This window comes from Amnibacterium setariae (genome assembly GCF_003581425.1).
Lineage (GTDB): Bacteria > Actinomycetota > Actinomycetes > Actinomycetales > Microbacteriaceae > Amnibacterium > Amnibacterium setariae.
Genome location: NZ_QXTG01000001.1, coordinates 1,151,508 through 1,169,675, shown reverse-complemented (window position 1 = coordinate 1,169,675; position 18,168 = coordinate 1,151,508). Strand labels below are relative to the sequence as shown.

At 75.0% G+C, this 18,168-nt stretch carries 17 protein-coding genes, 1 pseudogene and 2 riboswitches; of the genes and pseudogenes, 9 read left to right on the top strand and 9 right to left on the bottom strand.

Annotation, left to right across the window (positions count from 1 at the left end; genetic code table 11):
- Window positions 1–2 precede the first annotated feature (2 nt).
- The 4 genes from gcvT to ychF form a co-directional block, all read right to left on the bottom strand.
- A complete protein-coding gene (gene gcvT, locus D1781_RS05910) occupies window positions 3–1,145 on the bottom strand; it encodes a glycine cleavage system aminomethyltransferase GcvT (RefSeq protein ID WP_119481279.1) in 1,143 nt (380 codons plus the stop codon).
- Window positions 1,146–1,202: 57 nt separating this feature from the next.
- Window positions 1,203–1,297, bottom strand: a riboswitch (glycine riboswitch).
- 4 nt (window positions 1,298–1,301) lie between these two features.
- Window positions 1,302–1,402: riboswitch (glycine riboswitch) on the bottom strand.
- 60 nt (window positions 1,403–1,462) lie between these two features.
- Window positions 1,463–2,068, bottom strand: coding sequence for an LON peptidase substrate-binding domain-containing protein (locus D1781_RS05905; protein WP_199706402.1), 606 nt, complete (start codon window positions 2,066–2,068; stop codon window positions 1,463–1,465).
- Window positions 2,069–2,315: 247 nt separating this feature from the next.
- The gene (locus D1781_RS05900; RefSeq protein ID WP_119481278.1) at window positions 2,316–3,731 is read right to left on the bottom strand and encodes an L-serine ammonia-lyase; all 1,416 of its coding nucleotides are present in this window, start codon (window positions 3,729–3,731) and stop codon (window positions 2,316–2,318) included.
- Window positions 3,732–3,883: 152 nt separating this feature from the next.
- Window positions 3,884–4,954: a redox-regulated ATPase YchF gene (ychF, locus tag D1781_RS05895; protein WP_119481277.1), complete on the bottom strand. Its 1,071-nt coding sequence runs from the start codon at window positions 4,952–4,954 to the stop codon at window positions 3,884–3,886.
- A gap of 44 nt (window positions 4,955–4,998) precedes the next feature.
- Between ychF and D1781_RS05890 the strand changes: the two genes are divergently transcribed.
- Both D1781_RS05890 and D1781_RS05885 read left to right on the top strand, forming a co-directional pair.
- Window positions 4,999–6,324, top strand: coding sequence for an MATE family efflux transporter (locus D1781_RS05890; protein WP_233551035.1), 1,326 nt, complete (start codon window positions 4,999–5,001; stop codon window positions 6,322–6,324).
- 60 nt (window positions 6,325–6,384) lie between these two features.
- The gene (locus D1781_RS05885) at window positions 6,385–6,990 is read left to right on the top strand and encodes an exonuclease domain-containing protein (RefSeq protein ID WP_119481768.1); all 606 of its coding nucleotides are present in this window, start codon (window positions 6,385–6,387) and stop codon (window positions 6,988–6,990) included.
- On the opposite strand, the gene D1781_RS05880 is transcribed toward D1781_RS05885, so the two are convergent.
- Entirely contained in the window at window positions 6,987–8,180 is a 1,194-nt protein-coding gene (locus D1781_RS05880) for an MFS transporter (RefSeq protein WP_158590014.1), read from the bottom strand. The genes D1781_RS05885 and D1781_RS05880 overlap by 4 nt on opposite strands.
- Window positions 8,177–8,761, bottom strand: coding sequence for an ArsR/SmtB family transcription factor (locus tag D1781_RS05875; RefSeq protein ID WP_158590013.1), 585 nt, complete (start codon window positions 8,759–8,761; stop codon window positions 8,177–8,179). The genes D1781_RS05880 and D1781_RS05875 overlap by 4 nt, the downstream gene beginning before the upstream one ends.
- Before the next feature lie 91 nt (window positions 8,762–8,852).
- On the opposite strand from D1781_RS05875, the gene rmuC reads away from it, so the two are divergent.
- Window positions 8,853–10,133: a DNA recombination protein RmuC gene (gene rmuC / locus D1781_RS05870; RefSeq protein WP_119481274.1), complete on the top strand. Its 1,281-nt coding sequence runs from the start codon at window positions 8,853–8,855 to the stop codon at window positions 10,131–10,133.
- 120 nt (window positions 10,134–10,253) lie between these two features.
- On the opposite strand, the gene glpX is transcribed toward rmuC, so the two are convergent.
- Window positions 10,254–11,231: a class II fructose-bisphosphatase gene (gene glpX / locus D1781_RS05865; RefSeq protein ID WP_119481273.1), complete on the bottom strand. Its 978-nt coding sequence runs from the start codon at window positions 11,229–11,231 to the stop codon at window positions 10,254–10,256.
- A 118-nt stretch (window positions 11,232–11,349) separates the two neighbouring features.
- Here glpX and fbaA point away from each other — a divergent pair, with 118 nt between their 5' ends.
- Entirely contained in the window at window positions 11,350–12,378 is a 1,029-nt protein-coding gene (gene fbaA, locus D1781_RS05860; protein ID WP_119481272.1) for a class II fructose-bisphosphate aldolase, read from the top strand.
- A 6-nt stretch (window positions 12,379–12,384) separates the two neighbouring features.
- Here the strand turns inward: fbaA and D1781_RS17880 are convergent.
- Window positions 12,385–12,819, bottom strand: a pseudogene (locus tag D1781_RS17880) (DUF6264 family protein); the annotation flags it as partial.
- A complete protein-coding gene (locus tag D1781_RS05850) occupies window positions 12,765–13,817 on the bottom strand; it encodes a 4-hydroxy-3-methylbut-2-enyl diphosphate reductase (protein ID WP_119481270.1) in 1,053 nt (350 codons plus the stop codon). The pseudogene D1781_RS17880 and the gene D1781_RS05850, both read right to left, overlap by 55 nt.
- 23 nt (window positions 13,818–13,840) lie before the next feature.
- Between D1781_RS05850 and xseA the strand changes: the two genes are divergently transcribed.
- The 5 genes from xseA to D1781_RS05825 are packed head-to-tail and all read left to right on the top strand — an operon-like array spanning window position 13,841 to window position 18,022.
- Complete coding sequence (xseA, locus tag D1781_RS05845; protein WP_119481269.1) at window positions 13,841–15,097, top strand: exodeoxyribonuclease VII large subunit; 1,257 nt, start codon at window positions 13,841–13,843, stop codon at window positions 15,095–15,097.
- Window positions 15,098–15,107: 10 nt separating this feature from the next.
- The gene (locus D1781_RS05840; RefSeq protein ID WP_119481268.1) at window positions 15,108–15,320 is read left to right on the top strand and encodes an exodeoxyribonuclease VII small subunit; all 213 of its coding nucleotides are present in this window, start codon (window positions 15,108–15,110) and stop codon (window positions 15,318–15,320) included.
- A complete protein-coding gene (locus tag D1781_RS05835; RefSeq protein WP_158590012.1) occupies window positions 15,317–15,976 on the top strand; it encodes a DUF4245 domain-containing protein in 660 nt (219 codons plus the stop codon). Before D1781_RS05840 ends, D1781_RS05835 begins: the two co-directional genes overlap by 4 nt.
- Window positions 15,973–16,584 (top strand): carbonic anhydrase, encoded by a 612-nt coding sequence (locus D1781_RS05830; RefSeq protein ID WP_119481266.1) that lies wholly within the window; start codon window positions 15,973–15,975, stop codon window positions 16,582–16,584. The genes D1781_RS05835 and D1781_RS05830 overlap by 4 nt, the downstream gene beginning before the upstream one ends.
- 37 nt (window positions 16,585–16,621) lie before the next feature.
- Complete coding sequence (locus tag D1781_RS05825; RefSeq protein WP_119481265.1) at window positions 16,622–18,022, top strand: class II fumarate hydratase; 1,401 nt, start codon at window positions 16,622–16,624, stop codon at window positions 18,020–18,022.
- Window positions 18,023–18,168 lie beyond the last annotated feature (146 nt).

Genomic DNA, 18,168 nt, shown 5'->3' with positions numbered 1-18,168 from the left:
GGTCAGGCCTTTCGGGAGTAGAAGGGCAGCGGGACGGTCGTGACGGGGAGCCGGGAGCCGCGGACGTCGACGGCGAGCTCCTCGCCGGTCGCGGGGCGGTCGACGTAGGCCATCGCGACGGGGTGGCCGAGGGTCGGGCTGAGGACGCCGCTCGTGACGACGCCGACCTCGCGGTCGCCCGCGAGCACCGGGTAGCCGGCGCGGGCCGCGCGGCGGCCCTCGGCGGCGAGGCCGACGAGCACGCGCTCGCCCTCCGCCTCCGGCGCCTCGACGGCGGCCCGGCCCACGTAGTCCGCCGCCTTGTCGCGGCGCACGAGGCGGCCGAGGCCGGCCTGCTGCGGCGTCGTGAGCGGGGTGAGCTCGTGCCCGTACAGCGGCATGCCCGCCTCCAGGCGCAGCGTGTCGCGTGCGGCGAGGCCCGCGGGCACGAGGCCGGCGCCTCGGCCGAGGTCCATCAGCACGGTCCAGAGGCGCGGGAGGAGCTCGGGCGCGGCGTACAGCTCGAACCCGTCCTCGCCGGTATAGCCGGTGCGGGCGACGAGCACGGGGTGGCCGTCCCAGAGGGCGCGGAGGAAGCGGTAGCCCCGGAGGGCCGCGATCGACTCCCGGAAGTGCTGCTCGGTCGGGTCGGCGTCGTCCGCGACCGCGAACGCGGGGACCTCGAGCAGGATCTCCTCCGCGCGCGGGCCCTGGATCGCGATCAGGCCGACCTCGTCCGTCTCGTCCTGCACCGCCGCGTCGAAGCCGACGACGCGGTCGCGGAGCCGGTCGACGACGACGTCGCGGTTCGCCGCGTTCGCGACGACGAGGTAGCGGTCCTCGCCGGTGCGGTAGACCACGAGGTCGTCGACCACGCCGCCCTCGCCGTTCAGCAGCAGCGTGTACTTCGCCCGGCCGACCGCGACCGTCGACAGCTCGCCGAGCAGCGCGGCGTCGAGCGCGTCGGCGGCGCCCGGGCCGAGCACCAGGATCTCCGCCATGTGCGACAGGTCGAACAGCCCGGCGGCGCGGCGCACGGCGGCGTGCTCCGCGAGGTCGCCCGAGTAGCGCAGCGGCATCGTCCAGCCGCCGAACTCGGTGAAGGCGGCGCCGGCGGCCGCGTGCACGTCGTGCAGCGGGGAGCGGCGAGGGCTCGGATCGGTCACGCGGACTCCTCGGGCGTCGTCGCCGGACCGGCGGCGCCGGCCCGGGTGGAGCTCCCCCTCTGTTCTCGTGCCTGAGAGATTCGGGCCGCGCGCAGCCCTTTCCCCGTCGGCGGGAGCCCGCGCCCGCGAGGACGCTGCTCCGCTCTCCAGAGCGGCCTGCTCGATGCGGTGCGTGGACCTGAGAGATTCCGGGGCGGTTGCTCCTACGGTGCCGGCGCAGCGATGTCCCGCTGCGCCGGCTCTCCCGCATCGGCCGTTCGGCCGGTGTGTTCGGTTGTGCCGCCGACTCTACCGGGCGGTCCGGCACCGCACAGGGGCTAGGCGCTGTAGATGGTGTGGGCGTCCTCGGCGAGGTCGATGGTGCGGGAGAGCAGCCGCTCGATGGAGGTGGACCGGAGGAGGTCGAGCTGGTCGAGGGGCCCGAAGGGCGCGATCGCGGCGAGCTGCCACGCCGCCGCGGCGGGGTCGTCGTCGAGGCCGATGTCGGGCGGCCAGCGCAGCTCGGCCCCCGTCTCCTCCGCGAGCTTCAGCACGCTGCGGACGAGCCGGTCGGCGCGCTCGAGCATCGGCGCCAGGTCCTCCGACCACTCGGGGTCCGGGAGGTCCGACACCTCGGCGCGCGGGTACGGCGCGTCGTCGAGCCAGCGGTCCACGCGGATGCGCCGGACGCCCTGCGCGATGAGCAGGATCGACTCGCCGGACGTGTCGAGGCTGCCGATCTGCGCGACCGTGCCGATGTCGGTGCGCACGTCGCCGCCGCCGACCTCCTGGCCGCGCTCGATGAGGGTCACGCCGAACTCGCTCGGCTCGTCGGCGAGGATGTCCCGCAGCATCGCGAGGTAGCGCGGCTCGAAGACCCGGAGCGGCAGCGGCATGTGCGGCAGCAGCACCGAGCCGAGCGGGAACATCGGGAGCGCGTTCATCGCGTCAAGGCAACCACGGTTCTCCGTGTGCACGGGAGCCCGATCCGGTCGCCGGCCGTCCGGGGCGGATCGCCCGGGACGACGCCGCGAGCCGGCCGATTCTGGCCCGGACGTACGGAGAGGACGGCCTCCGGATGTGCAGGGAACGAGCCGGGAGCCGCGACACGCCTCCGGCGTGCACGCGACGCCGTTCGCGTGCGCACACCGGCGCGTGGCCACGACCGCTCCGCTCGGGGCGTTCCTCGCGTCAGCACTCCACGACGTTGACGGCGAGGCCGCCGAGCGCGGTCTCCTTGTACTTGTCGAGCATGTCGGCGCCCGTCTCGCGCATCGTCGCGATGACCTGGTCGAGCGAGACCGCGTGCCGGCCGTCGCCCCACAGCGCCATCGTCGCGGCGTTCACCGCGCGGGCCGCGGCGATCGCGTTGCGCTCGATGCACGGGATCTGGACGAGGCCGCCGACCGGGTCGCAGGTGAGGCCGAGGTGGTGCTCCATCGCGATCTCCGCCGCGTTCTCGACCTGCCGCGGCGTGCCGCCGAGCACCTCGGCGAGACCCGCGGCGGCCATCGAGGCGGCGGAGCCGACCTCGCCCTGGCAGCCGACCTCCGCGCCGGAGATGGAGGCGCCCCGCTTCAGCAGCACCCCGACCGCGCCGGCGGCGAGCAGGAAGCGGACGACGGCGTCGTCGCGCGCAGCCGCATCCCCGTCCCGGACCCCCGGCACCTGGTCGAGCGCGTAGGCGAGGACGGCGGGCACGATGCCGGCCGCGCCGTTGGTCGGCGCGGTCACGATGCGGCCGCCCGACGCGTTCTCCTCGTTCACGGCGAGCGCGACGAAGTTCACCCGCTCCTGCCAGCGCGCCGGGCCGCGGTCCGGGTCCTCCTCCTCGAGCCGCGCGAGCCAGGCACCGGCCCGCCGCCGCACGTGGAGGCCGCCCGGCAGCTCGCCGCCGCGCGCCGCGCTCGAGGCGACGGACGCGGTCATCACGGCGTGGATCGCGAGCAGCCGGTCGCGCACCTCCTGCTCGGGCGCGGTCGCGACCTCGTTGCGCAGCATGACCGCCGCGAAGCCGATCCCCTCGCGGTCGCAGTGCTCGAGCAGCTCGGCGGCGGTGCGGAACGGCAGCGGGACGGGGGTCGGGTCCGGGGCGGCGGCCGCCTCCCCCTCGAGCTCGACGAAGCCGCCGCCGACGGAGTAGGCCGTCGCGGTCGCGAGCAGCGCGCCTCCCGCGTCGAACGCGTCGAACCGCATGCCGTTCGCGTGGCGCGGCAGCCGGGTGAGCGGGTGCAGCACGAGGCCCTCGACCGTCAGCGGCACGGGGCGGACGCCGTCGAGCGGGACGAGGCCCGTCGCCGCCATCCCCTCCTGCAGCCGCGCGTACTCCTCGGGCAGGACCGTCTCCGGGTCGGTGCCGGCGAGGCCGGCGAGCACGGCCTCGAAGGTGCCGTGCCCGCGCCCGGTCGCCGCGAGCGAGCCGTGGAGGTGGACCGCGACCGTCGCGACCCGGTCGAGCACCCCGTCGGCGGTCAGGCGTGCGGCGAACGCGGCGGCGGCCCGCATCGGGCCGACCGTGTGGGAGCTCGACGGCCCGATCCCGACCCGGAACAGGTCGAACACGCCGAGCCGCGCAGGGGCGGCGGCGTCGACCGCGATGTCGGACATCCCGTCAGTCCAGCACGATTCCGCGTCCGCGGCTGCGCCCCGACCGGAGGCCGTCAGGCCCCGCGCAGGTCCGGAGGACCGCTCTGCTCACGCTTCTGGACGCCGCAGCGGCGATGCCGCGTCCAGAAGCGTGAGCACGACGACAGGCGGGGTCAGCCGTGGCGCCACTCGACGACGTCGCCGTCCTGCATGACGTACTCCTTGCCCTCGATGCGGGCGCGGCCCCGGGCGCGCGCCTCCGCGATCGACCCGGCGTCGACGAGGTCCTGGAAGCCGATGACCTCCGCCTTGATGAACTTCTTCTCGAAGTCGGTGTGGATCACGCCGGCGGCCTCGGGCGCGTGCGCGCCGCGGCGGATCGTCCACGCGCGGGACTCGTCCGGCCCGGCGGTCAGGTACGTCTGCAGCCCGAGGGTGTCGAACCCGATGCGCGCGAGCTGGTCGAGCCCGCTCTCCTCCTGGCCCGTGGAGGCGAGCAGCTCGGCGGCGTCCTCCGGGTCGAGGTCGATCAGCTCGCTCTCGATCTTCGCGTCCAGGAACACGGCCGGCGCCGGGGCGACGAGCGCCGCGAGCGCGGCCTTGCGGGCGTCGTCGGTGAGCACGGCCTCGTCGACGTTGAAGACGTAGAGCACGGGCTTCGCGGTCAGCAGCCCGAGGTCCTTGATCGGCGCCGTGTCGATGCCGGAGGCGCTGAGCCGGGTGCCCGCGTCGAGCGCCTTCCGCGCGGCGCGGATGGTGTCGAGCACCTCCTGCGGGGTCTTCTTCCCGCGCACCTCCTTCTCGACCCGCGCCTCGGCGCGCTCGAGCGTCTGGAGGTCGGCGAGGATCAGCTCCGTCCCGATCGTCTCGAGGTCGCCGGCCGGGTCGACGCCGCCCGCGACGTGGACGACGTCGGGGTCGGCGAACCCGCGCACGACCTCGGCGATCGCGTCGGCCTCTCGGATGTTCGCGAGGAACTGGTTGCCGAGCCCCTCGCCCTCGCTCGCGCCCTTCACGATCCCGGCGATGTCGACGAAGGACACCGCGGCGGGCACGACCTTCTTCGAGTCGAACAGCCGGGCGAGCACGGCGAGCCGCGGGTCCGGCAGGTCGACGACGCCGACGTTCGGCTCGATCGTCGCGAACGGGTAGTTCGCCGCGAGCACGGTGTTCTTCGTCAACGCGTTGAAGAGCGTCGACTTGCCGACGTTGGGCAGGCCGACGATGCCGATGGTGAGAGCCACGGCCGACAACCGTAACCGGGCGGCGGGGTCGGTACGGTCGGCGGGTGGTCGTGCTGCGCTCCCCGCACGACCGGTCGATCGCCGCGCTCGCGGTGCCGAGCCTCGGCGCGCTGCTCGCCGAGCCGCTGTTCGTCGCGACGGACACCGCCCTCGTCGGGCACCTGGGGGCCGCGCAGCTCGGCGGCCTCGGCGTCGCGGGCGCGATCGTGCAGACGGCGGTCGGGCTGCTCGTGTTCCTCGCGTACGCGACGACGCCCGCGGTGGCGCGGCGGCTCGGCGCGGGCGACCGGGCGGGGGCGATGCGCGCGGGGGTCGACGGCCTGTGGCTCGCGCTGGGGCTCGGGGTGCTCCTCGCCCTCGCGGGGGCGGTCGGCGGCCCGGCGCTGATCGGGCTGTTCGGGGCGTCGGCGGCGACCTCGGCCGCGGCGGCGGCGTGGCTCGGCATCGCGGTCTGGGGCCTGCCCGGGATGCTCGTGGTCGTCGCGGCGACCGGGTTCCTCCGCGGCCTGCAGGACGCGCGGACGCCCCTCGTGGTGGCGGCCGCAGGGTTTGCGGCGAACGCCGTGCTGAACGCCCTGCTGATCCACCCCGACGGGCTCGGGGTCCGCGGCTCGGCGCTGGGCACAGTGCTCGCACAGACCGCGATGGGCGTCGTGCTCGCCGCCGTCTGCGCGGCGCGGGCGCGGCGGGAGGGCGCCGGGCTCGGACCCGGGCTCGGCGGGGTGGTCGGGGCGGCGCGGGCCGGCGGGTGGCTGCTGCTCCGCACGCTCGCGCTCCGCATCGCCCTCGTCGGCACCGTGGTCGCGGCGACCGCGCACGGCACGAGCGCGCTCGCGGCGACCCAGGTCGTCTTCTCCCTCTCCTCCGTGCTCTGGCTCGCGCTCGACGCGCTCGCGATCGCCGGGCAGGCGCTGATCGCGCACGCCCTCGGCTCGGGGGACGCGGCGGAGGCGCGGGCCGTGCTGCGCCGGCTGCTCGAGCTCTCGGCGGCGGCCGGGGTCGTCCTCGGGCTCGGCACCGCGGCGGTCGCGCCCGTGGTCGGCCGGGTCTTCACGGCCGACGCGGCCGTGCTCGCCGCGGTGCCGGCCGGCGTGCTGGTGCTGGCGGTCGCGATGCCGCTCGGCGCGGTCGTGTTCGCGCTGGACGGCGTGCTGATCGGCGCGGGCGACGGCAGATACCTCGCCCTCGTCGGGCTCGCGAACCTCGTCGTCGCCGTGCCGCTGCTCGTCCTCGTCGCGGCGCTGCCGCTGGCGCCGGCGGCCGCCGTCGCGGCCGTGCAGGCCGTGTTCGCGGTCGCGTACATGGCGGCGCGCGCCGTGACCCTGCTCCTCCGCGTCCGCACGGGCCGCTGGGCGCGCGTCGGCGCGTGAGGCGGCGCCGCGGCGGGGCGGATGACACCGGTGTCGGAGGGCGCTGCCAGCATCCCGTCCGTGCCACTGGACTTCGCCGCGATCGACTTCGAGACGGCGGGCCCCTCCGCCGCGTCCGCCTGCTCCGTCGGGGTGGCGGTCGTGGAGGACGGCCGGGTGGTCGACCGCGTCGGCTGGCTGATCCGGCCGCCGGCCGGGCACGACGTGTTCAGCGACTGGAACATCCGCATCCACGGCATCACGCCCGACCGCGTCGTCGACGCGGCCGGCTGGGCCGAGCAGCTCGACGACCTGCTCGGCGCGATCGGGGATCGGCCGGTGGTCGCGCACAACGCGCGCTTCGACATGGGCGTCGTCCGCGCCGCCTGCTTCGCGTCCGGCGTCCGCACGCCGCCGCTCGACTACTTCTGCAGCCTCCGGGTCGCGCGCCGCACGTACGCGCTCACCTCCTACCGGCTGCCCGTCGCCGCGATGGCGGCGGGGTTCGAGGACTTCGCGCACCACGACGCCCTCGCGGACGCCGAGGCCTGCGCCGCGATCGTCGTGCACGCCGCCCGCCGCCACGAGGTCGACACCGTGGACTCCCTGCTGACGGCGGTGGGCGACCGGCTGACGCGGCTCGAGCCGCAGGCGCCGCAGTCGCACGTGCCGATGGCCTTCGCCTAGGCCGGCAGCGGGACCGGCCGCTCCCGGCCGCGCAGCAGCCACAGGCCCGTGGCCGCGCAGACGACTGCCACCGCGGCGACGACCCACCCGTAGGGCACGGCCGCGACGAGCCCGGCGCCGACCGCGATGGAGACCGTCTGCGGCACCGATGACGCGACCTCGACCGCGCCGAACGCGCGCCCGAGCAGCGCCCGCGGCGTGCGCAGCTGCACGAGCGTCTCGGCGCCGATGATCAGCCACGGCAGGGCGGCGCCGAGCAGGACGGCGCCGCCGAGCGCGCCGGGGACGCTCGCCGGCAGGGCCCAGCACGCGCAGCCGAGTCCGAGGCCGACCCCGCCCACGGCGGTCAGCGCCGTCTCCCCGATCCGCGGCAGGAGCCCGATGGCCAGGACGCCGCCGATGACGGCGCCGACGCCCTGCGCCGCCTGCGTCACGCCGACGAACGCGGCCGGCCGGTGCAGCCCCTCCACGATGAGGGCGAACCCGGCGCTCTCGAGGAAGCCGACGACGAGCAGCACGAGCCCGAGCGCGACCGTGGTCCGCCGCAGCGCCGTCGTGGTCGCGAGGTGGTGGAACCCCGCGCCGAGCGATCGGAGGGGGTGCGCGGCCGGCGCCTCCCGCGGCGACTCCTGCACCCGCAGCGCCAGCAGCGCCGCCGCGGCGAGCACGAAGGTGACGGCGTCGAGCACCGCGACCGCGCCGGCGCCGAGGACCGCGAAGAGCCCGGTCCCGACCGCCGGCGCGACGATCCGGAGCCCCTCGCGCAGCGACCGGGCGAGCGCGTTCGCGCGGCCGAGCAGGGGCGCCGGCACGACGTCGGGCAGCAGGGCGGACGAGCCGGCGCCGAGCAGCACGGCGGAGCACCCGTAGCCGGTCATCACCAGCCAGACCAGCCACACGTCGTCCGCGTCGCGGACGAGCAGCAGGAGGAGCACCAGCGCCGCGCTGACGAGGTTGCCGGCCACGAGCAGCGGGCGCCGCGGCAGCCGGTCGACCGCCCACCCGGCGAGCGGCGCGAGCACGGCGGGCAGCGAGAGGAAGAAGAAGGTGAGCCCGGCCAGCGACACCGAGCCGGTGAGCTGCTGCACCCAGACCGCGGCGACGAGCCAGAGCGCCGAGTCGCCGAACGCGGACACCGTCTGGCCGCCGATGACGAGCCGGGCGTCGCGGTCCCCGAGCAGCGCCCTCACCGCTCCTCCTCCATCGGGTACGCGAAGAGCAGCAGCTCGACGGGGACGGCTCCCGCCGGACGAGCACCGGGATCGGCGAGCCGCTCGCGCCGGAAGGCGAGCAGCCGCTCGGCGAGCTCCTCGTGGAGGGCGTCGAGCTCCTCGGCCGTCAGCCAGTAGAGGTACTCGTCGTCGATGGAGGCGCGCCGCCAGTCCTCGGCCCAGGTCGCGCGTGTGGCGCGCCAGCGGTCGTAGCGGGCGAGCTGCGCGGAGCGCAGCAGCCGGGCCACCTCGGCGCCGGCGCGGCGGGTCGCGGGGTCGCCCTCGTCCGGGTCGAGGCTGAGGCCGAGCCGGGTCATCCGCCAGGGCCGACGCCGCCCCGTGCCCTCCCCCGTCTCCTCGACGAACCCGTGCTTCGCGAGCTGCCGCAGGTGGAAGGAGCACGAGCTCGGCGACTCCCCCACGAGCTCGGACGCCTCGGTCGCCGTCAACGGGCCGCGCAGGGTCAGCTGCTCGATCAGCGCGAGCCGGACGGGATGCGCGAGCGCGCGCAGGGTGCCCACGTCGTCGACCAGCCGGGGCCGCTCCTGCTCATCGGTCATGCGGGCCACCGTACTCTCGAAACGACTCTTTCGAAAGACTCGCTTCGACGTTCGGCTTTTGATGTCGGCGGCCGCTGCCACGATCCGTCGCATGGAACCGCTGCTCGCGCTCGGCGCGCTCGTCGTCGGCCTCGTGGTGGGCGCGCTCGTCGGCCTCCTCGCGGCTCGCCGGCGCCCGGGCGAGGACCCGGCCGTCGTCGCCGGCCGGCACGAGGCGGCGCTCCTCCGCGCGCGGGCGGAGGGCGACGCCGTCGCCGCCGACCTGCGGACGGAGCTCGCCGCGTACGAGGCGACCATCGACGGGCTGCAGCGCGAGCTCGCGGCCGCCGAGCGGCGGGCGCAGGAGGAGCGGGCGTCGCGGTCGGCCGAGGCGGAGGCGCGGCGGCAGCGCGAGCAGGAGGAGTCCCGCGTGCTCGCGGCCCTCGCGCCGGTGCAGGAGACGCTGCGCACGGTGCAGGGCAAGGTGAGCGAGCTGGAGCAGCAGCGCGCAGCGCAGTACGGCGCGCTCGAGCAGCAGCTGCTCGCGACGCGCGCCTCCAGCGAGCAGGTGCGCTCGACCGCGGAGTCGCTCGCCGCGGCGCTGCGGCACAACTCCATGCGCGGCGCCTGGGGCGAGACGCAGCTGCGGCGCCTCGTCGAGAGCGCCGGCCTCACGAACCGCGTCGACTTCGACCTGCAGGTGTCGACGACGACCGACGAGGGCACGCGCCGACCCGACCTCGTCGTGCGCCTGCCCGAGGGCAAGGCGATCGCCGTGGACGCGAAGGTGCCGCTCGCCGCCTTCATCGAGGCGAACGAGATCCCGCCCACCGCCGTGGGCGCCGAGGCCGCGCGCCGCGACGCGCTCATGAAGGAGCACGTGAAGGCGGTCCGCGCGCACATCGACGCCCTCGCCTCGAAGGGCTACTGGACCGACTTCCACTCCCCCGAGTTCGTGGTCGCATTCCTCCCCTCCGAGTCGCTGCTCTCGGCGGCGCTCGCGGCGGACCCGTCGCTGCTCGACCACTCGTTCTCGAAGCGGGTCGCCCTCGCGTCGCCCGTGAACCTCTGGGCCGTGCTGAAGACGGTCGCCTACACGTGGACGCAGCAGGAGCTGACGGAGGACGCGCACCGCCTCTTCACGCTGAGCCGCACGCTCTACGACCGCCTGGCGGTGCTGGCGCAGCGCGCCGAGAAGCTGCGCGGCGCGCTCGAGCGCACGGTCACGACCTACAACGAGTTCGCGGCGACGCTCGAGTCCCGGGTGCTCGTCACCGGGCGGCAGATCAACCGGATGGACGAGTCGAAGATCCTCGGCGAGGCCGCGCCGCTCGACGCGGTGCCGCGCCCCTTCACCGCGCCCGAGCTCGCGGCCGCGGGCGACGCCGCCTGAACCGCCTCGGAGCGATCGAGCAGGACGATCTCGCTCCAGCAGGACCGGATCGCCCGTGCGGTCCTGCTGGAGCGACGAGGTCCTGCTCGATCGCTCGGGCTCGGGCTCGGGCCCGCGGGCTCAGAGCCAGCGGTCGGCGAGGTGGTCGGAGGTGATGCGGCGCAGGGTGCCGGAGCGGCTGCGGAGCAGGATCGACTCGGTCCGGATGATCGGGCCCTTCCGGCGCACGCCCTCCACGAGCCCGCCGTCGGTCACGCCGGTCGCGATGAACATCGTGTTCCCGCCCTTGACCAGGCCCTCCGCGTCGTAGATCCGGTCCATGTCGAGCCCCGCGGCGATCCCGCGCTGCCGCTCCGCGTCGTCCTTCGGGGCCAGCTTCGCCTCGATGAACCCGCCGAGCGCCTTGATCGCGCAGGCGGTGACGACCGCCTCCGGGCTGCCCCCCACGCCGATGCACAGGTCGATCCGGGTCTCGTAGCGGGCCGCGTTGATGCCGCCGGCGACGTCCCCGTCGAGCAGGATCCGGGTGCCGGCGCCGGCCGCGCGGATCTCCTCGATCAGCTCCGCGTGCCGGGGCCGGTCGAGCACGGCCACGACCATGTCGGCGACCGGCTTGCCCTTCGCCTTCGCGAGCTCGCGGATGTTCTCCGCGACGGTCTGCTCCATCGAGATCACGCCGATGCCGTGGTGGTCGGCGACGAGCTTGTCCATGTAGAAGACGCTGGAGGCGTCGAGCATCGTGCCGCGGTCGGAGACCGCGATCATCGACAGCGCGTTCTGCCGCCCCTGCGCCGTCATCGACGTGCCGTCGATCGGGTCGACGGCGATGTCCGCCTGCGGGCCGCGCCCGGTGCCCACGTGCTCGCCGTTGAAGAGCATCGGCGCGCGGTCCTTCTCGCCCTCGCCGATCACCACGACGCCGTCGAACTCGACCGTGCCGAGGAACGCCCGCATCGCGTCCACCGCGGCGCCGTCGGCGGCGAGCTTGTCGCCCTTGCCGATGAACGGCACCGCGCGGATCGCCGCCGCCTCCGTCGCCCGCACCAGCTCCATCGCCAGGTTGCGATCCGGGCGTGCCACCAGGTCCGACTCAGCCATCGTCCGCTCCCTCCACATCGGCCTCCGACGCTACTCGCCGGGGCCGTGCGGCAGCCGATCACTAGAGTGAGGGCGGCCAGCCGCGCTGCCGCGGCACGATCGAAGGCAGGAGCGCCCGATGCCCGTCGCCACCCCCGACCAGTACGCCGAGATGCTCGACCGCGCGAAGGCGGGCGGCTTCGCCTACCCCGCCGTCAACGTGTCGTCCTCGCAGACGATCAACGCCGTGCTGCAGGGCCTCACGGAGGCCGGCAGCGACGGGATCATCCAGGTCACGACGGGCGGCGCGGACTACTTCGCCGGGCACACGGTGAAGAACCGCGCGGCCGGCGCCCTGGCGATGGCGCGCTTCGCGACCGAGGTCGCGAAGAACTACCCGATCACCGTCGCGCTGCACACGGACCACTGCCCGAAGCCGGCGCTCGAGGGCTTCGTGCTGCCGCTCATCGCGGCGAGCGAGGAGCAGATCAGGGCCGGCGGCGAGCCGATCTTCCAGTCGCACATGTGGGACGGCTCGGCCGTGCCGCTCGACGAGAACATCGAGGTCGCGAAGGACCTCCTCCCCCGCATGAAGGCGATCAACGCGATCCTCGAGGTCGAGATCGGCGTCGTCGGCGGCGAGGAGGACGGCGTCCAGCACGAGGGCACGAACGACGCGCTCTACACGACGCTCGGCGACGTCGAGAAGGTCGTCGACGCGCTCGGCCTCGGCGAGGACGGGCGCTACATCGCGGCGCTCACCTTCGGCAACGTCCACGGCGTCTACAAGCCCGGCAACGTGAAGCTGCGGCCCGAGCTGCTCGGCGAGATCCAGGCCGGGCTCGCGGACCGGTACGGCCACGGCCCGAAGCCGCTCGAGCTCGTCTTCCACGGCGGGTCCGGCTCGACGGACGAGGAGATCGCGCAGGCCGTCGCGAACGGCGTCGTGAAGATGAACATCGACACGGACACGCAGTACGCGTTCACCCGCTCCATCGCCGACACGATGTTCCGCAACTACGACGGCGTGCTCAAGGTCGACGGCGAGGTCGGGAACAAGAAGGTCTACGACCCGCGCGCCTGGGGCAAGACCGCCGAGACCGCGATGGCGGCCCGGGTCGTCGAGGCCACGCGCCAGCTCGGCTCCGCGGGGCAGTCGCAGGGCTGAGCGGGGTCAGCCCGCGCGGAGGTGGGCGGTGAACGCCGGGTCGAGCGCCGCGGCGACCACCACGAGGATCAGCGTCAGGACGGCGCACGAGAGCCCGAGGACGAGCGGGATCCAGAACGCCGTCCGGTGCGCGCGCAGGCGCGGCACGGCCAGCGCGATCGCCAGCACGAGGCCGAGCACGTTCACCGCGGCGACGACGAGGCCGACGGTCGTGGCGACGCCCGTGCTCGTGTACTCGCCGTAGCCGGCCTCCCGGAAGACGCCGTCGAGCACCGACCCGAGGTCGCGGGAGAGCGCGACCGTCCGCGTGACGTCGATCAGCCCGATGACGAGCAGGCCGACGGTGGCGACCGGGTCCCAGGTCGGCGCGCGCCGCGCCTCCCCGGTCAGCTGCGGCCGCCGAGCGCCCGGGGGTCGCGGTTGCCTGAGGCGTCGCGGCGCAGCTCGCGGGGCAGGGAGAAGACGAGGTCCTCCTCCGCGGTGCGCACCTCCTCCACCGTGCCGTAGCCGTGCTCGGCGAGCACCGCGAGCAGGTCGCGGACGAGGCGCTCCGGCACGCTCGCGCCGCTCGTCACGCCGACGGTCGAGGCGCCCTCGAGCCAGGCGGGGTCGAGCTCGCTCGCGTCGTCGATGCGGTAGGAGGCGCGGGCGCCGCCGTCGAGCGCGACCTCGACGAGGCGCACCGAGTTCGAGGAGTTGGCGCTGCCGACCACGAGCACGACGTCCGCGTCGCGGGCGATCTTCTTCACCGCGACCTGGCGGTTCTGCGTGGCGTAGCAGATGTCGTCCGAGGGCGGGTCGGCGAGGTTCGGGAAGCGCGTGCGCAGGCGGCGGACCGTCTCCATCGTCTCGTCGACGGAGAGGGTCGTCTGCGAGAGCCAGACCAGGTTGTCCGGGTCGGCGACCTCGACGGTGTCGGCCTCCTCCGGCGAGCCCACGAGCGTGGTGCGCTCGGGCGCCTCCCCCATCGTGCCCTCGACCTCCTCGTGGCCGTGGTGGCCGATGAGGAGGATGTGCCGGTCGTCGCGCGCGAAGCGCACGGCCTCGCGGTGGACCTTGGTGACCAGCGGGCAGGTCGCGTCGATCGCCTGCAGGCCGCGGTCGGCGGCCGCGCGGACGACGGCCGGGGCGACGCCGTGGGCGCTGAAGACGACGTGGGAGCCGGTCGGCACCTCGTCGACCTCGTCGACGAACACCGCGCCCTGCTCCTCGAGGCGCTTCACGACGTGCACGTTGTGCACGATCTGCTTGCGCACGTAGACGGGCGAGCCGTAGCGCTCGAGCGCCTTCTCGACGGCGACCACGGCGCGGTCGACGCCGGCGCAGTAGCCGCGCGGGGCGGCGAGCAGCACACGACCGGACCCGGTGACGGACCCGTCGACTACCGTGGACGCGGTCGACGGACTCGCGGGAAGACCGAGCTCGACCGGGGGGACCACGCGAGGATTCTAGGAGCGTGCGCATGAGCGACGGCGTCGGGACGGCGGAGACGCCCTGGTCGGTGGGCGTGCTCGGCGACAAGCTGAAGGGCTGGATCGACCGGCTCGGGCAGGTCTGGGTCGAGGGCGAGATCACCCAGTGGGGCGTCCGCGGCGCGAACGTCTACGGCAAGCTCAAGGACCTCGAGCGGGACGTGACCGTCTCCTTCCAGATCTGGTCGAGCGTGAAGTCGCGGCTGCCGGCGGACCTCAAGCAGGGCGACCGCGTGATCGCGCTCGTCAAGCCGGACTACTGGCTGAAGGCCGGCTCGATCTCGATGCAGGTCTTCCAGATGAAGCACGTCGGGCTCGGCGACCTGCTCGAGCGGCTCGAGCTGCTGCGGCGCACGCTCGCGGCGGAGGGCCTGTTCGACCCCGCGCGCAAGCGCCGGCTCCCGTTCCTCCCGCACCGGATCGGCCTCATCACGGGCAAGGACTCCGACGCGGAGAAGGACGTGATCCGCAACGCGCAGCTGCGCTGGCCGAGCGTCGACTTCCGCGTCGTGCACGCCGCCGTGCAGGGCGACCGCACGGTGCCGGAGGTGCTCGCCGCGCTCGCGGCCCTCGACGCGGACCCCGAGGTCGACGTCATCGTCATCGCCCGCGGCGGCGGCGACTTCCAGAACCTGCTCGGGTTCAGCGACGAGCGGCTGCTCCGCGCGGTCGCCGCGGCCCGGACGCCGGTCGTCAGCGCGATCGGCCACGACAACGACCGGCCGCTGCTCGACGACGTCGCCGACCTGCGCGCCTCCACCCCGACCGACGCGGCGAAGCGCGTCGTGCCGGACGTGACCGACGAGCTGAACGGCGTCAGCCAGGCCCGCGCGCGCATCCGCAACCGCCTGACGCAGACGGTGCGGATGGAGGCGGACCGGGTCGCGTCGCTGCGGCAGCGTCGCGTGCTCGCGGACGGCGGCTGGATCGTCGACAGCCGCGCCGACGAGCTGACCCGCTGGGCCGCGCGGTCCGCCGAGCTGGTCGACCGCGCCGTCGACGCGGCCGAGCGGCGGCTCGCGGAGGCCCGCGGGCACCTGCGCGCGCTCTCCCCCCTCCGCACGCTCGAGCGCGGCTACGCGATCGTGCTCGGCGGCGACGGCGCGGCGCTGCGGCACGTCGCCGACGCCCCGACCGGCACGCCGCTGACCGTGCGCGTGGTCGACGGGGCGGTCGCCGCGACGAGCGAGGGCGCCGTCGACCGGGAGCCCGCCGACCGGGCCGAGCCGGTCGGAGCCCGCTCGTAGACTGCCGGGCATGACCGACCCGGCACCCACCGACATCGACTCGCTGTCGTACGAGGCCGCCCGGGACGCGCTGATCGCGGTCGTCGATCAGCTCGAGCGGGGCGGCGCCACCCTCGAGGAGTCGCTGGCGCTCTGGGAGCGCGGCGAGGCGCTCGCGACCCGCTGCGAGACGTGGTTGACGGGCGCGCGGGCGCGGCTCGACGCCGCGCGCGCCGAGTCGTGAGCGACCCCTCCGGCCGGGTCGTCGCGGAGCTGGGCCGGCCCGAGACCCCCGAAGAGACCGCCGAGCGCAAGGCGCGCGACCGCGTCCTGCGGCGGTCGCGGCAGAACTGGCGCAACCTCGTCGGCTCGCTCGTCGCGTGCGTGCTCCTCGTCGCCGCGATCGTGCTGATCGTGCCGCGCGGCGACCAGCCCGTGCAGCGGGACGTCGACGTGCAGCAGGTCGCGCAGCAGTACGGCGACACCGCCGGCCGGCCGCTGATCGCCCCCGCGGTGCCCGCCGGCTGGAAGGCCAACGCGGCGGAGCTGCGGGGCAGCGGCGACGGCTCCTCCTGGTACGTCGGCTGGGTGATCGACGGCGCCGAGTACGCCGGGCTCACCGAGGGGCTGCCCGGCACCGACGACCTGCTGGCGACGACGATGCAGCGCGCCCGCCCCACCGGCACGACCACGATCGGCGGCCTGCCGTGGCGGGTGTACGACCGCAGGGAGCTCGGCCGCGACGCCGGTAACGTCGCCTACGGCCTCGCGACGCGGATCGGCGGCGTGCTCGTCGCCGTGTACGGCACGGCACCGGAGCGCGAGATCCGCGACCTCGCCGCGAAGGCCGCCGCGAGCGCCGAGGCCCGTGGACTGGAAGGCGGAGGGACCCTGCCGTGAGCACCGAACGAGCGGCGACCGCGGCCTGGCAGCGCCTCGCCGACGGCAACGAGCGCTTCGTCGCCGACCGGCCGGAGCACCCGCGGCAGGACGCGCACCGGCGCGCCGAGCTCGCCGAGGGCCAGCGACCGGTCGCGACGATCCTCGGGTGCAGCGACTCCCGCGTCGCGGCGGAGGTGCTCTTCGACCAGGGGCTCGGCGACCTGTTCGTGATCCGGAACGCCGGCCAGGTGGCGAGCGCCTCCGCGATCGCCTCGGTCGAGTACGCGGTCGGCGTGCTCGGCGTGCCGCTCGTCGTCGTGCTCGCCCACGACCGCTGCGGGGCCGTGCAGGCGGCGATCGACGCCTCCGCGCCCGACGCGCCGCCGCTGCCGCCCCTGATCGCGGCCCACATCCAGGCGATCCGGCCGGCCGTGCGCGCGGCGCACGACGGCGACGCGGCGGCCGTCGGCGAGGCGCACCTCGAGTCCACGGTGGCGTCGCTGCTCGCCGCCTCCGACCTGCTGTCCGCCACGGTGGCGGACGGTACCGTGGACGTGGTCGGTGCGAACTACCGCCTGGCGGAGGGCCGCGTCGAGCGGCGCTTCGCGGTGGGCGCCACGTCCTGACCCGACCGGTCGACCCTCCCCACGGCGAAGGAGCCTGATGACGTCCGACGACGCTGCCTACCGCATCGAGCACGACACGATGGGCGAGGTGCGCGTCCCCCGCGACGCGCTCTGGGCGGCGCAGACGCAGCGCGCCGTCGAGAACTTCCCGATCTCGGGGTCACGGCTCGAGGACGCGCAGGTCGTCGCGCTCGCGCGCATCAAGCGGGCGGCGGCGATCGTCAACGGCCGCCTCGGCGTGCTGCCGACGGACGTCGTCGACGCGATCGTCGGCGCCGCCGACGAGATCGTCGCGGGCGAGCACCTCGACCAGTTCCCGGTCGACGTCTACCAGACGGGCAGCGGCACCTCCTCGAACATGAACATGAACGAGGTGCTCGGGTCGCTCGCGACGCAGCGCCTCGGCCGCCCCGTGCACCCGAACGACGAGGTGAACGCCTCCCAGTCGTCGAACGACGTGTTCCCGACCTCGGTGCACCTCGCGGCGACGGAGGCCGTGCAGACCGTGCTCGTGCCGGCGCTCGAGCACCTCGCGACGGCGCTCGAGGAGAAGGCGACGGCGTGGGCGCAGCTCGTGAAGGCGGGCCGCACGCACCTGATGGACGCGACGCCCGTGACCTTCGGCCAGGAGTTCGGCGGCTACGCGCGCCAGATCCGGCTCGCGCTCGACCGCATCGCCGCCATGGTGCCGCGCCTCGCGGAGGTGCCGCTCGGCGGCACCGCGACCGGCACGGGCATCAACACGCCCGCGGGCTTCTCCCCCGCCGTCATCGAGATCCTCGCCGAGACCACCGGCCTGCCGATCGTCGAGGCCGCGGACCACTTCGAGGCGCAGGGCGCCCGCGACGGACTCGTCGAGGCGTCCGGCGCGCTGAAGGTCCTCGCCGTCAGCCTGACGAAGATCTCGAACGACCTCCGCTGGATGGGCTCCGGGCCGAACGCCGGGCTCGGCGAGCTGCACATCCCGGACCTGCAGCCGGGCTCCTCGATCATGCCGGGCAAGGTGAACCCGGTCATCCCGGAGGCGACCCTCATGGTCGCCGCGCGGGTGATCGGGAACGACGCGACGATCACCTGGGCGGGCGCCTCCGGCGTCTTCGAGCTCAACGTCGCGATCCCGGTGATGGGCACCGCGCTGCTCGAGTCCGTCCGCCTCCTCGCCGCGGTCTCGCACCTGCTCGCGGACAAGGTCCTCGCGGGCCTGGCCGTGAACGAGGAGCGCGCCCGCGCCCTCGCCGAGTCCTCCCCCTCGATCGTGACGAAGCTGAACCGGGCGATCGGCTACGAGGCGGCCGCGAAGGTCGCGAAGCACTCGGTGGCGCAGGGCATCACCGTGCGGCAGGCCGTGATCGACCTCGGCTTCGTCGAGCGCGGCGAGGTGACGGAGGAGCAGCTCGACACGGCGCTCGACGTCCTGTCGATGACGCGCCCCGGCTGACCTGCATCCCGCTCGTGCCCTCGATCCGACCGGCGTGAACACGACCTGACCGGCCGGGGCACGCGCGGCGGGTCGGCCGTCAGGGCGGGCCGACCTCCGCTACACGCCGTGCGGAACGGCGACGCGGCGCTCCTCCTCGGGTAGAA

Excerpts from the sequence above, each read along its gene's own strand:
- D1781_RS05905 (WP_199706402.1), bottom strand. The coding sequence starts at position 2,068 with ATGAACGCGCTCCCGATGTTCCCGCTCGGCTCGGTGCTGCTGCCGCAC.
- D1781_RS05900 (WP_119481278.1), bottom strand. The coding sequence starts at position 3,731 with ATGTCCGACATCGCGGTCGACGCCGCCGCCCCTGCGCGGCTCGGCGTG.
- D1781_RS05875 (WP_158590013.1), bottom strand. The coding sequence starts at position 8,761 with ATGACCGATGAGCAGGAGCGGCCCCGGCTGGTCGACGACGTGGGCACC.
- rmuC (WP_119481274.1), top strand. The coding sequence starts at position 8,853 with ATGGAACCGCTGCTCGCGCTCGGCGCGCTCGTCGTCGGCCTCGTGGTG.
- glpX (WP_119481273.1), bottom strand. The coding sequence starts at position 11,231 with ATGGCTGAGTCGGACCTGGTGGCACGCCCGGATCGCAACCTGGCGATG.
- fbaA (WP_119481272.1), top strand. The coding sequence starts at position 11,350 with ATGCCCGTCGCCACCCCCGACCAGTACGCCGAGATGCTCGACCGCGCG.
- xseA (WP_119481269.1), top strand. The coding sequence starts at position 13,841 with ATGAGCGACGGCGTCGGGACGGCGGAGACGCCCTGGTCGGTGGGCGTG.
- D1781_RS05840 (WP_119481268.1), top strand. The coding sequence starts at position 15,108 with ATGACCGACCCGGCACCCACCGACATCGACTCGCTGTCGTACGAGGCC.
- D1781_RS05825 (WP_119481265.1), top strand. The coding sequence starts at position 16,622 with ATGACGTCCGACGACGCTGCCTACCGCATCGAGCACGACACGATGGGC.